Annotated in this window: 11 protein-coding genes and 1 pseudogene; 5 read left to right on the top strand and 7 right to left on the bottom strand. The window is 63.0% G+C overall.

Features of this window, described 5'->3' with window-relative positions:
* Positions 1-8: 8 nt before the first annotated feature.
* The 5 genes from EOC93_RS11575 to EOC93_RS11555 are packed head-to-tail and all read right to left on the bottom strand — an operon-like array spanning position 9 to position 4,905.
* Positions 9-1,004 (bottom strand): lipid A biosynthesis lauroyl acyltransferase, encoded by a 996-nt coding sequence (locus EOC93_RS11575; protein WP_164759118.1) that lies wholly within the window; start codon positions 1,002-1,004, stop codon positions 9-11.
* A 38-nt stretch (positions 1,005-1,042) separates the two neighbouring features.
* Positions 1,043-2,071, bottom strand: coding sequence for a zinc-binding dehydrogenase (locus tag EOC93_RS11570; RefSeq protein ID WP_095486663.1), 1,029 nt, complete (start codon positions 2,069-2,071; stop codon positions 1,043-1,045).
* 36 nt (positions 2,072-2,107) lie between these two features.
* Positions 2,108-3,379, bottom strand: coding sequence for a beta-ketoacyl-ACP synthase (locus tag EOC93_RS11565; protein WP_127204670.1), 1,272 nt, complete (start codon positions 3,377-3,379; stop codon positions 2,108-2,110).
* 15 nt (positions 3,380-3,394) lie between these two features.
* Positions 3,395-4,585, bottom strand: a complete 1,191-nt coding sequence (locus EOC93_RS11560) for a beta-ketoacyl-ACP synthase (RefSeq protein ID WP_095486661.1) — start codon at positions 4,583-4,585, stop codon at positions 3,395-3,397.
* A 38-nt stretch (positions 4,586-4,623) separates the two neighbouring features.
* The gene (locus EOC93_RS11555; protein WP_095486660.1) at positions 4,624-4,905 is read right to left on the bottom strand and encodes an acyl carrier protein; all 282 of its coding nucleotides are present in this window, start codon (positions 4,903-4,905) and stop codon (positions 4,624-4,626) included.
* Positions 4,906-5,319: 414 nt separating this feature from the next.
* Between EOC93_RS11555 and EOC93_RS11550 the strand changes: the two genes are divergently transcribed.
* Positions 5,320-5,970, top strand: coding sequence for a glutathione S-transferase family protein (locus tag EOC93_RS11550; RefSeq protein ID WP_095486659.1), 651 nt, complete (start codon positions 5,320-5,322; stop codon positions 5,968-5,970).
* A gap of 152 nt (positions 5,971-6,122) precedes the next feature.
* On the opposite strand, the gene EOC93_RS11545 is transcribed toward EOC93_RS11550, so the two are convergent.
* Positions 6,123-6,671 carry a histidine phosphatase family protein gene (locus EOC93_RS11545; protein ID WP_095486748.1) on the bottom strand — a complete coding sequence of 183 codons (549 nt, stop codon included), beginning with the start codon at positions 6,669-6,671 and terminating at the stop codon, positions 6,123-6,125.
* Positions 6,672-6,839: 168 nt separating this feature from the next.
* Between EOC93_RS11545 and EOC93_RS11540 the strand changes: the two genes are divergently transcribed.
* The 3 genes from EOC93_RS11540 to EOC93_RS11530 all read left to right on the top strand — a co-directional run bounded on the left by EOC93_RS11540 (position 6,840) and on the right by EOC93_RS11530 (position 10,565).
* The gene (locus tag EOC93_RS11540; protein WP_127204669.1) at positions 6,840-7,787 is read left to right on the top strand and encodes an AEC family transporter; all 948 of its coding nucleotides are present in this window, start codon (positions 6,840-6,842) and stop codon (positions 7,785-7,787) included.
* A gap of 203 nt (positions 7,788-7,990) precedes the next feature.
* Complete coding sequence (locus EOC93_RS11535; RefSeq protein ID WP_127204668.1) at positions 7,991-9,448, top strand: NAD-dependent succinate-semialdehyde dehydrogenase; 1,458 nt, start codon at positions 7,991-7,993, stop codon at positions 9,446-9,448.
* A gap of 85 nt (positions 9,449-9,533) precedes the next feature.
* Positions 9,534-10,565 carry an aldose epimerase family protein gene (locus tag EOC93_RS11530; protein ID WP_127204667.1) on the top strand — a complete coding sequence of 344 codons (1,032 nt, stop codon included), beginning with the start codon at positions 9,534-9,536 and terminating at the stop codon, positions 10,563-10,565.
* Positions 10,566-10,637: 72 nt separating this feature from the next.
* Here the strand turns inward: EOC93_RS11530 and EOC93_RS11525 are convergent, their stop codons facing one another.
* The gene (locus EOC93_RS11525; protein WP_127204666.1) at positions 10,638-12,350 is read right to left on the bottom strand and encodes a winged helix-turn-helix domain-containing protein; all 1,713 of its coding nucleotides are present in this window, start codon (positions 12,348-12,350) and stop codon (positions 10,638-10,640) included.
* 252 nt (positions 12,351-12,602) lie between these two features.
* Here EOC93_RS11525 and EOC93_RS11520 point away from each other — a divergent pair.
* Positions 12,603-12,784: pseudogene (locus EOC93_RS11520) on the top strand (hypothetical protein); the annotation flags it as partial.

The raw sequence follows: 12,784 nt of genomic DNA, 5'->3' as shown, positions 1-12,784 counted from the left end.
GCTTCCGCTCAGGCGGCTTTGCCGCGCTGTCTCGCCTGTTGACGCTTTCGGCGCCGGCCGCTGATTTCCCACCTTTTGTGGAACCACATCCACTGGCCGGGATCCTCGCGCACCCAACGCTCGACCACGTCGTTGAGCAGCTGGGTGGTGCCATGGACGTCGACACTGCCGCCGGCAGTGCGCGGCAAGGTCAGCTTGTCCTCGATCTCGAGCCGGAAGCGGTTGCCCGGCAGGCGCACGCAGCGCGCCGGATAGACATCGCAGTCATAGTGCCGCGCCAGAGTGCCCAGAACCCGGTTGCTCTCGCATGGGCGGCCGAAGAAGGTCGTTTCGAGCCCGCCCGAGAATTTCTGGTCGACCAGCACACCGATATTGCCGCCTTTCTCCAGGATGGCGGCAAGCGCGAATGAAGCGCCGGTCGAGGAGGGCAGCAAGGATCCCATGGTCGAGCGGCGCGTCGAGAGGATGTAGTCGGCAAGATACGGATTGTTGGGCGGGCGAAACAGCGCCGTGATGTTCATGCCGAAAGTGGCTGCCGCCACCGGAAGCAGCTCGAAATTGCCGAGATGCCCCGTGAAGATGATATGCGGTTTTTGCTCGCCGGCGATCTCGACGAAATGATCGACGCCGCGAACCTCGACGCGGCCCGGCTTCGTCGCTTTCGGGTCGTAATCGAAGAGCGCATCGAGAAAGATGTATTCCGCGGCGAGGCGAGCCATGTTGCCCCACATGTCGGAAGCGATGGCCTGGATCTCGCTGTCGCTCTTTTCCGGATATGCCTTGCGCAGATTGGCGATGGCGACGTTGTGGCGCCCAACCCAAGGCCCAACGCGGCGGGCGACACGGTCGGCGAAATTGAGCGCGCTGTCGACCGGCAGCAGGCGCAGCACCCAAATCATCGTCATCGCGGCGCGCGCCAGCAGCCAATAGTTGAACTGGCGCAACCGCCTGCCATGGCGGAACGCCAGGTCCCTGCGGAGCTTCCTGAAGGCGTCGCCGATCATTCCTAGACCACGATGTTCTTAGGCAGCAACATCAGGGTCTAACCGACGCGCAGGATGATCTTGCCGAACACGTCGCGGCCTTCCATGCGCTTCAGCGCGGCCTCGATGTCGCCGAAGCCGACTTCTGTGTCGATAACCGGAGAAACCAGCCCCGCCGCCATTTTCTGCATGGCGTCCGCCATGTTTTCCATGCGGCAGCCAAAGGAGCCGAGCAGCTTCAGCTGCTGCTGGAACAATTGCATCAGATTGATCTGGGTCGAAACGCCCGAGGTCGAGCCGCAGGTCACCAGGCGACCACCGCGTTTCAGGCACAGCATCGAGGCAGCAAAGGTGTCGGCGCCGACATGCTCGAAGACGACATCGACGCCCTTCTTCTTCGTCAGCTTGCGCACCACGCCTTCGAAACGGTCCTCGCGATAGTTGATGACATGGTCGGCGCCAAGCGCCTTCGCCTTATCGATCTTATCGTTTGAGCCGACCGTGGTGATCACGGTGCAGCCCATTTTCCTGGCAAGCTGGATCGCGGCGGAACCGATGCCCGAGCCGCCGGCATGGATGAGGATGGTTTCGCCAGCTTGCAGCTTGGCATTATCGAACAGCATGTGCTCGACCGTGCCGAAGGTGACGGGCGCGACGGCCGCGCCGATGTCCGTCACGCCGGGCGGGGCAGGGACCAGCAGGCGCGCCGGTAGGTTTATCTTTTCTTGCGCAAAGCCGTCGAGATGGAAGCCGTGAACGCCCGAAACATGCTCGCAAAGATTGTCGCGGCCTTCGCGGCAGGCGCGGCAAAGCCCGCAGGTGCGCGCGCCATAGATCGACACAAGCTGCCCGGGCACAAGGCTGGAGACGCCGGGGCCGACCGCCTCGACCTCGCCGGAGGCTTCGGCGCCGACGACCAGCGGCAGCTTGCGCTTGGCGAAGGCCATGCCGCGCCAGCCCCAGACGTCGATATGGTTGAGCGCCACGGCCTTGATGCGCAGCGTCACTTCGCCCAGCGCAGGCTGCGGCGGAGGCGGCAGGTCCACCGTTTCAAGGCGGCGGTCCTCGATAAGTTGCAATGCGCGCATTAGGCCTGTCGGTTCTGTTGAGCGGAAAGCGCTCGCTTAGACCGGTTCCCGCGCCATGACAAGGCAGGTGTTCTGGCCGCCGAAGCCGAAGGAGTTCGAGAGGACCGTGCCGACCTCGGCGTTGCGCTTCTTGTTCGGCACCACGTCGAGCACGATCGCCGGATCGGGATTGTCGTAATTGATGGTCGGCGGGATGACGCTTTCGCGCATGGTCATCAGCGAAAACGCGGCCTCGACCGCGCCGGCCGCCGACAGCGTGTGGCCGATCATCGACTTGTTCGACGAGATCGGCATCGAGCCGATCCGCTCGCCAAACACGGTCGACAGCGACAGATGCTCCATCTTGTCGTTTTCCGGCGTCGAGGTGCCATGGGCGTTGACATAATCGATCTCGTCTTCGCTCAGGCCTGCATCGGCGAGGGCGGCGCGAACCGCCGCGATCGCCGGCGAACCGTCCGGCTTCGAGCGGGTGCGATGGAAGTCGTCGGCCTTTTCGCCGCAACCACGCAGGATGCCGAGAATGGTCGCGCCGCGGGCAAGTGCTGCCTCCAGCGATTCCAATACCAGCGCGCCAGAACCCTCAGCGAGGACAAAACCGTCGCGGTCCTTGGAGAACGGCTTGGACGCCTTTTCGGGGATGTCGTTATGGGTGGAGAGCGCGGAAAGCAGCGAGAAACGGATCAGCGCCTCGGCGGTCGCCGAACCGTCGGCGCCGATCGACAGCGCCCTGTCGCATTCGCCGCGGCGGATCGCCTCGACGCCGAGCTGGATCGAGGGGGCGCCCGAGGCGCAAGCCGTCGACAGCGTGATCGGCAGGCCGCGCGTCCCAAAACGGTCGGCGAGCCGGTCGGCGATCGAACCGAACTGGGTGGTCTCGAAAACATCGAGTTCTTTCAAGCCGCGCGCCACGCGAAGCAGCCGTTCGGCGCCGATGTCGTGTTTGTCGGAATTGTAGAGCGAAAAGCGCTCGCTCCAGTCGAGTTCGACCGGCGGCGAGGCGAGGAAAAGCGGCCCGCCGAAATCGCCCGAATTAAGGCCGGCTTCGGCCACGGCTTCCTGCGCGGCGGTCTCGGCCAATTCGTAGGTGAGGAGACTGGCGCCCTTGGAGCTCGACGGCAGGAAATCGACCATGCCGGAGATGCGGGTGTTCAGATGGTCGACCGGAAAGCGGGTGATCGGATGGATGCCGGACTTACCCGCTGTGAGCGCTGCCCAATTGTCGGCCTTGCCGACGCCCAGCGACGTCACCACGCCGATGCCGGTGACGGCGACGATCGGCCTGCCCATGTGGTCGTTCAGATTGGCCATGACTGTCCTGGACCTTTAATCGGCGGCGTTGACCAACGCCAAGCCCTCGAATTGGTGATAGCCGATCGCCGTTGCAAGGACGGTCCTGGGAACGCCGTTGAACGGCTTCTCGGTGGCGGCGTCAAAAGCCGGGTAGGCGGCCTTGCGCTCGACAGCCAATGCCGCCAGCGCCACGGCGAAGGGAAACTGCGCTTCCTTCATGTGACCGGTCAGCGTCGAAAAGCCGCGTGCGGCAATCGCCGGATTGGCGCCGAACACCGATTTCTCCGCGGCAGTAGCGGCATGGGCGCCCGAAGCGCCTGAAATCGTCAGCAACTCGCCGTTCGGCAGCGCTGCCTGCCTGAGCAGCGCGGCAATCTCGGCATCGAGCTCGCCCTGCCGGCGTTTGGCGCGTCCGGATACGACCGGGCCGAGTTCGGCATAAATCTTTCGCCCGCGGCTGATCGCGTGTTCGCGCTGTTCCAGGACGAGAAACGCGCCACCGGATCCGGTCACCACGCCGCCGCCTTCGGCGCCTTGCCTCTGCCAGACCGGTTTCCAGGGGCCGCGATGCAGGTAGCCGGCCAGTTCATAGCCAAGCAGCATGTCGGAGTGTTCGGTCTGGAAGGCGCCGCCGACCAGTATGTGCGTCGATTGCCCGGAGCGGATGCGCGCGGCGGCCGTCTCGACGGCGGCGACGCCTGCACCTTCCTCGCCCATGAAGGTGCGCGACGATCCCGTCACCTTGTGGACGATGGAGATGTTGCCGGCGAGCAGGTTGGAAAGCTGCGCCAGAAACAGCGTCGGCCGCAACTCGGTGGTCAGTTTCTCGTTGAGCAGCACGTCGCGGTCGTTGCGGCTTTCCGAAGCGGCGAGAATATCGGCGTCGACCGCCTCGTCGCGCTCGCCGCCGCCGGCAGCCACCACCATGTCCATGGTCGTGCAGAGTTCGTCATTGCCCTTGATGCCCGCGTCGTCCAGCGCCATTCCGGCGGCGTAGGTGCCGAGCCTCTGCCAGGTTTCCATCTGCCGCTGGTCGCCGCGCTTGGCGATCTGCAGGTTCCAGTCGATCTCCGGCAGCGGGTGGACGGTGTAGGGCGAGAAGCGCGCGGCTTCGAGCACGGGTTCCAGGCCCGGCTGGGCAAGTTTGCGCCAATGCGCATCCGGACCTTCTCCCAGCGAAGAGACAAGGCCGATGCCTGATATGACGACGTGGTGAGGGCTCATGGGCGGCTGTTGTGGGTCAGGCTTGAAGACGAACTATTTTAGGCGTTCTTGGCCGCGACCAGGGCGTCGATCTTGGCGCACAGGTTCTTCATGACGAAGTAATCGTCGGTCGAGGCCTTGCCGTCATTGACCTCTTGCGTCCACTTTTCCAGCGGCACCTTGATGCCGAATTCCTTGTCGATGGCAAAGACGATGTCGAGGAAGTCGAGGCTGTCGATGCCGAGGTCGTCGATAGTGTGGCTTTCAGGGGTGATCGTGTCGATATCGATCTCACTGGTGTCGGCGATGATCTTGGCGACTTTGGCGAACGTGGTGGACAAGGGCTTTTCCTTCGGTTGCGGGCGGAATCTGTCCGCATGTGTTTGCGCGCTGTCTAATCGGTTTTTCCGGGCAGGAAAAGGGCCTGATGCGCCGGGCGCAGATGGGGTGGCAGTTCTGTCAGGGCAATAGGTGTTGCGGGAACCTCCCGGCGATGTTCCGCAACCATCCGATCGGATTGTCGTCGGCGCCATCGTTCCAAGCTCAGCGTACATGCCGTAGAACAGCCCTCCGGCCACAATAAACCGCGCTCAAAGGCCTAGGGAGCGCGCAGCTAAGGTTCGGACCGCGAAATCCCATGGTCAACGAAAACGAGGTAAGTTGTCGGGAGCCGCGCCGGTCGTTCGTCCTCTGCACGCAAAGCGCAAGAACCGAATACCTAACCGACAGCCTCATGTAATCACCCGGAGCTTCCAATGACCCCCACCATTACAGCCTTTGAACGGTCGCCCGACCGCGGCAGGGGACAGGCACGTGACATGCGTGTTCGTTGGGCGCTCGAAGAAGTGGATCAACCTTACGACGTTCGTCTTGTTTCGTTCAGCGAGATGAAGAAACCCGCGCATCGTGCGCTTCATCCTTTCGGGCAGATTCCGACCTATGAAGAAGGCGATCTCGCCTTGTTCGAGTCGGGGGCGATCGTGTTCCACATCGCGGAGCGCCATGGTGGCCTGTTGCCAGACGATGCGAATGCCCGGGCGCGCGCGATCACATGGATGTTTGCCGCGGTTAGCACGCTGGAGCCGCCGATCCTTGAACGGGAAACAGCCGTGCTGCTGGAGCGCGACGAGACCTGGCACGAAAAGCGTCTGCCTAGGGTTGAGGATCGCATCCGTAAGCGGCTAGCCGATCTTTCCGCTCACCTGGGCGATGCCGACTGGCTCGATGGTGCGTTCAGCGCCGGCGACCTCATGATGGTGGGGGTCCTGCGCAGGTTGAACGGATCGGGGATACTGGACGAATATCCGAACCTCTCCGCCTATTTAGCCCGCGGCGAAGCGCGGCCGGCCTTCAAGCGTGCTTTCGACGCTCAATTGGCGGTTTTCACTGCCGCATCGACCAGCTGACGAGGCCGCTCTGGTCATTTGAGCCTATCGGCGCGGATGTGCAGCTTTAGGCGGTAGATGTGTGTGAGAATGGTCGGAACCGGCATTCCAGTTAGCGTACCAAGCGTTAGATTTTCACCACTAGCGAACGCTTCAACCAGCTCCAGCGCGGATTAGAAGGTGACGCGACCGAGCACGCGCAGGCCGTCGCCTTGCGGCTCGACGATCACGGCTTCGCCTTCGCGCGGCGAGATGCCGGTGAGGGCCATTATGTTTTCCAGATGGGTGACCATGACCACATTGTCGGAGCCGGAATAATTACGAATCTCGGTCATGACCGCCTCGAGCTGGGCGGCTTTCTCGCTCGGGTCGGTCTTAAGCAGGTCAAGCGGCGCGAACGGTTCGGGCTCCGCTCTGAACGCGATGCGGGCGGTGTCGAGGCTGCGGCAATAGCGGCTGGACAGCATGCGCTCTATGGGCGCGGCGCGGGCGGCGAACAGCGCGCCGATCTTGCGTGCTTGCTGCTTGCCACGCACCGAGAGGTTGACCTGGGTCGCGCATTTCTCGATGTCGAAATTCGCCGGATCGGTAGTGCCGGTGACCATGGCATGGCGAAGCAGCACCACATGTCCGCCGTCGCGCAACAGCGCCCAGCCGGCTTCAGTCGCATGGACCGCGGCGGGAACGACGAGCAGCAGTAGAGCCAGCACAAATCGAAGCATCAGACGTCCTTTTCCGGTCACCGCAGGTGGGTTCCGGTGACCTGATATAGGGACGGCAAAGCCGGCTGAAAGACAAGGCACGACCAATCCCGGCTGTTTGCGAGGACAGAACGCTTCGGAAGGTGGGGGCGATTGCGCTGCGATCGCGGCTCGCCTATCAGGAGAAAAATGTCTCCACTCATCGAAACCGTCCTTTTTGTCTTCGGTCTTGTCGCGCTCGGCTATCTCGCCGGGCTCACCGGCTATTTGAAGGCCGAGGCGGGCGAGGCCATTGCCGAATTCGCTGTCGGGGTGGCGATGCCGCTGCTTCTGTTCCGCACCATGGTGAATGCCGATTTCCATGGCACCGCGCCATGGTCGTTCTGGGGAGCCTATTTCACAGCGGCGGCAGTCACGTGGGCTGCAGGCCATCTGGTCACCACACGGGTGTTCGGGCGCGATGCGCGTGCAGGGGTCGTTGGCGGCGTGTCGTCGGCTTTTTCCAATCTCGTCCTGCTCGGCATCCCGTTCGTCCTCGGCACATTCGGGCCAAGTGGATTCGAAGTGCTGTCGCTGCTGATTTCCGTGCATCTGCCGACGATGATCATGGCATCGATCATCCTGTTTGAAATCTTTGGCCGCGGTGACGAGCATGTGCATCCGCTGCGCATCATCCGGCGCTTCTTTCGAAAGATGCTCTCCAATCCGCTGATCATCGGCATCCTGGCCGGGTGGGTGTGGCGTATCGCCGATCTGCCGCTGCCGGCGTTGGCAGTCCGGCTGGTCGACGCGTTGGCCAACATCGCCGGACCGGTCGCGCTGTTTGCAATGGGGCTTGGCCTGTGCCGTTTCGGCATCTCCGGCAACGTGCGGCCGGCGCTGGCGCTGTCGGCGCTGAAGCTGCTGCTGATGCCGGCCGTCGCGCTCGCCCTGGTCTGGCTACTTGGGCTGCCGCCGCTGTCGGCGAAGGTGGCGGTGGTGGCGGCCGCGCTGCCATCCGGGGTCAATTCCTACCTGATTGCGACGCAATTCAACACCGGCCAGGCATTGGCATCGAACCAGATGACCATCGCCACCGCCTGCGCCGTCGTCACCACGGCGTTCTGGCTGACGGTGGTCGTCCACGTGTTCGGATAGCAACGTGTTTGGATAGCAATTTGGGCGCAAATCGGCCTCGCCTTGCGCTGGCCCAAACCCTATATGCCATCTTGCGATTGATTGCGGGGCTTGCCCTAGGTAAAGAGCAGTGGCTCCAGGCGTGCCGGCATCGATGCCATTGCGCACGCCCACCAAAGAAATCCAGATACCGGCCCGTCAGCGCGCCGAACGGAGGCTAGACCATGCTTCAGAAAACCAGCCATTTCATGCGCCAGGCCAATCTCATCAATGGCGAGTGGGTGCAGGCCGACAGCGGCCAGACGGTCGACGTCAATAATCCGGCCACAGGCCTCAAGATTGGAACTGTGCCGAAGTCGGGCAAGGTCGAGACGCGCCGCGCCATCGAAGCTGCCGACGCCGCCTTCAAGACATGGCGCAAGACCACCGCGCTCGAGCGTTCGAAGTTGCTGCGCAAGCTGCATGACGCGATGATGGACAATCAGGATGTGCTGGCCGAGCTCTTGACCATCGAGCAGGGCAAGTCGCTGTTCGAATCGAAGGGCGAGATCGGTTCGGCCGCGTCCTACATCCTGTGGTTCGCCGAAGAAGGCCGCCGCACTTATGGCGATGTCGTGCCGTCGCCCTGGGCGGACCGCCGCATCCTGGTGACCAAGGAGCCGGTCGGCGTCATCGCCGCCATCACGCCGTGGAATTTCCCGTCCTCGATGCTGGCCCGCAAGCTCGGCCCGGCGCTTGCAGCCGGCTGCACCGCGGTCGTCAAGCCGGCGTCACAGACGCCTTATTCCGGCCTTGCCTGGGGTGCTCTCGCCGAGGAAGTCGGCTTCCCCAAAGGCGTCATCAACATCCTGACCGGCGCCGCCGGCGAGATCGGCGACGAGATCTGCGCCAACCCGTTGGTCAAGAAGATCACCTTCACCGGCTCGACCGAGGTTGGCAAGATCCTGATCCAGAAATCGTCCGTCACCGTCAAGAAGGTGTCGATGGAGCTCGGCGGCAACGCACCGTTCATCGTCTTCGACGACGCCGACATCGAGCGTGCCGTCGCCGGCGCGATCACCGCCAAATACCGCAATTCCGGCCAGACCTGCGTCTGCACCAACCGCTTCCTGGTTCAGGCTGGCGTCTATGACAAGTTCGTCGAAAAGCTCGCCGCCGCCAGCAACGGGCTGAAGGTCGGTTCCGGCCTCGAGGACGGCGTGCAGCAGGGGCCGCTGATCGACGAGAAAGCGGTCGAAAAAGTCGAGGAACTGATCGCCGATGCCACCGCCAAGGGCGGCAAGGTCGTCGCCGGCGGCAAGCGCCATGCGCTGGGCGGTTCGTTCTTCCAGCCGACGGTGATCGCCGATGCGACGCCGAAGATGCGCTTCATGAAGGAAGAGATCTTTGGCCCGGTAGCACCGGTGTTCAAGTTCGAAACCGAAGAGGAAGCCGTGGCACTCGCCAACGACACCGAATTCGGCCTCGCCTGCTATTTCTACACGGGCGATCTCGGCCGCGCCTTCCGGGTCATGGAAGGGCTAAAATACGGCATGGTCGGGGTCAATGAAGGCCTCATCACCACGCCTGAGGCGCCGTTCGGCGGCGTCAAGGAATCGGGCCTCGGCAAGGAAGGCGGACATCAGGGCATCGAGGATTATCTCGACACCAAATATGTCTGCATCGGCGGCCTCGGCCTCTGATTGGGCAGGGTCTGTTGACCATCAATGGACCCAAGCCGGCCCGAGAGGTCAGGCGGGGATCGATCAACCAACTGGCGTTTCGGGCATGGCGATGAAGGACGGCGAGGTCTTTGGCACGACGCAGACGGGCGAGGCCGTCCGCCGCTTCACCATCCGCGGCGGCGGTCTAACCGCCAACATCATCGGGCTGGGCGCCATCATCCAGGATCTGCGCCTGGCCGGGCACGATGCGCCGCTGGTGCTCGGCTATGACAGTTTCGAGCCTTACGAGACGGACACGGCTTTCTTCGGTGCCATCGTCGGACGCTATGCCAACCGCATCCGCGATGGCCGCTTCACCATCGCCGGACAGCGCTACCAGACCGAGCGCAACTTCCTCGACAAGCACACGCTGCATGGCGGCTCGCAAGGTTTTTCCCACCGGCCATGGGAGGTTTCGCTGCATGGCAGGGATTTTGTCACCCTGACCCTGCATGATCCCGACGGCACGATGGGCTTTCCCGGCGCGCTCGACGTGACCTGCACCTACCGGCTGAAAATCCCCGGCACGCTCAGCGTCGAGATGACCGCCACCTGCGAGGAGCCGACGCTGTGCAACCTCACCCAGCATTCCTATTTCAACCTGGATGACGGCGGCGCCGGCGACATTCTCGACCACCGGCTGATGCTGAACGCCGGCGCCTATCTTCCGGTCGATGGCGACCTGATCCCGACCGGCGTCGTGAAGCCGGTCGACGACACGCCGTTCGATTTCCGCCAGGCGCGGCCGCTGCGCATGGAGAGCGAGGGCAAGCAGCTTGCCTACGACCAGAATTTCTGCCTTGCCGCGACGCGCGGGCCGCTCAGGCAGGCGTCATGGGCGCAGGGCGCGAATTCCGGCGTCGAGATGGAGCTCTGGACCACGGAGCCGGGCGTCCAGCTCTATACCGGCCAGTATCTGGCGCCACCTTCGCCGGGGATCGAAGGACGTCATTACAAGGCTTTTTCGGGCTTCTGCCTGGAGCCGCAGGTCTGGCCGGACGCGCCGAACCGGCCATATTTCCCACAGGCCACGCTATGGCCGGGCCAGATCTATCACCATGTGACGGAATACCGGTTCCGGCTGCCTGGCGCCTGACCCGGAAGCCGGTTTTTCGATTCCACCTTCGGTCGTCTGTGTCGGTCTTTCCCAAATACGGCGAAACCGGCCCTAATTCAGCGCGGCCCTCACGCGCTCCGCTTCGCACTGCTTCATGCGGAACATGCCGGTATTGGTCTTGGCCTGCCCGACCGTCATGCAGACCGGAAGTCCGGCCTTCGCAGCACTTTCGGACAGGACGGAGTCGTCCTTGAAACCCTGATAAGGGAACATGCTCTCCGCCGTCCAGTCGGGCTTCATACGCAGCACCTTGGCCGCGGCGGCGGCTGCTTCCTGCTTCTTTCCGATCTGCGCGGCGCTCATGGCGACAAAGGCGGCCTGACTGGGCGACTCGCCGAGCTGCTTCGCCGTTGTGTAAGCTTCATCGAACTGGCGCGCCGCGAAATAGGTTTGCGTGATCGGAAAGTTCCACCAGGAGGGATAGCGCGGGTTGAGCTTCAGCGTCCGTTCCACAAGCTCCAGGGCGCGCTCCGTCTGCCAGCCGGCGTAAGTCCAGGCGAGCTGCATCATTGTGTCGGCATTATTAGGACCAAACTGCAACGCGAGCTTCTGATAGCGTTCCGCCTGTTCGCTGTCGTTCTGGTAGGCGTAGGCCACCGCCATCGTGAAATTTGCGGTGGAGTCGTTCGGGTCGAGGGCGAGCGCTCTTTCTGCATACTTCCGCTGGGCATCGACCCATGCTGGAAAGTCGATGACCGAGCCGATATCCATCTCGATCGCATAGGTGATCCCCATGTCGCGCACCAGCGGCATGAAATCGGGAGCGAGGTTCAGCCCCTTCTCGAAATACGCCCGCGCCTCGAGCTGACTCGCCACGGTCATCCTGTGCTTCGCTTCGATGCCCAGCAGCCAGTAATCATACGCATTGAGGCCGGTTGCATTCTTGCGTCGCGCCAGCGTGCGTTCGGCTTCCGTCACCTGACCCTGCCAGCCGGTAAGCGTGGTCGCAATTTTCTGCGTGATCTCGTCTTGAACTTCGAGCAGTTCAGCTGCGAGGCGATCGTAGCGCTCCGACCAGACATGTGCTCCTGTCTCGGCATCGATCAGCTGTGCCGTCACGCGAATGCGGTGGCCATCTACTTGCAGGCTGCCTTCCAGCACATATTTGACGTCAAGCGCTTCGCCGATTTCGCGCACATCGTGGGCCTTGCCGCGATAGAATTCGGCGGAGGTCCGGGCGATTACCGATATATCGCGGTAGCGGGCCAGATCGGTGATGATGTCCTCAGTCACGCCGGTGGCGAAGCGGTCCCACCTCTCGTCGCCGTTGATGTTTTCGAAGGGCAGCACGGCGATAGCCGGTGTCTCGGCGCCAGATTTCGTTGTCGGAAGGAGGTAGGCGGCGGCTGCACCGATCAGGATCATGAGACCGGCGGCGAGGCCCAGCCAGGATTTGCTGCGTAGCCCGAGCAACCGAGCGCCGGCAACTTTCCTGCTATCTTCGACCGCCTTTTCCGCCTCCAGCACATAGCCGCGCTTCGGCAGGGTCCGGACGATCTCGTGCCGCTCGTCGCCGAGCGCTTTCCTGATCTCGATGACGCACTGGACAAGACTGTCATCGGTGACGGCGATGTTTCCCCACACCGTCTGCATCAGTTCATCCTTGGTGACGATTTTTCCCGGCCGGGCGGCCAGCACCTTCAGTACCTCGATGGCCTGCGGCCGCAGGGCAATGGCATGCCCGCTCTGGTCCGCGATGGAGCCGCGCTGAAGGTCGACCGTGCGGCCGTTCAGGCGAATCGGCGTCAGCGCCGAGCTGTCCATCGGAACGTTCCCCACGGGGGCGAGGCCGGTTGGGTCTCGTTGCGGTCAATCTACAGCAAAGCCCGCCGTCATTCCAGCAATCGTCGAGGATTTAGTCGGCGATCGGAAGATTTCGTCCGATTTCGTCAGCCCATCGTGCTGCTCTCGTTACGGATGGTGCCGTCGGGCTCATCCTGCGTCGAGTCGAAAAAGAGGCGGAACGCAACGATTGTCTGTCTGCGTCCGCCCGTCCGGCGGATGGAGGAAATGACCATGACCAGACTTTTCGCTGAATTCGCATTCGCCGGCCTCGTCTGGACCGGAACCTCGGCTGCGGCCGAACTGGCGCCAGGCAGCGGGCATAGCGTTCATCTCGCCGCCTTCGACGGCGTCGTCTACTATACGGTCGAGCAGGACGGCTACCGGGTTGTGGCAACATTGGCATCCGGAGCAGA

The organism is Mesorhizobium sp. M6A.T.Ce.TU.002.03.1.1 (assembly GCF_003997275.1).
Classification (GTDB): domain Bacteria; phylum Pseudomonadota; class Alphaproteobacteria; order Rhizobiales; family Rhizobiaceae; genus Mesorhizobium; species Mesorhizobium mediterraneum.
Note: the sequence above shows the minus strand (reverse complement) of the source record. Positions and strands in the feature narration are given on the sequence as shown.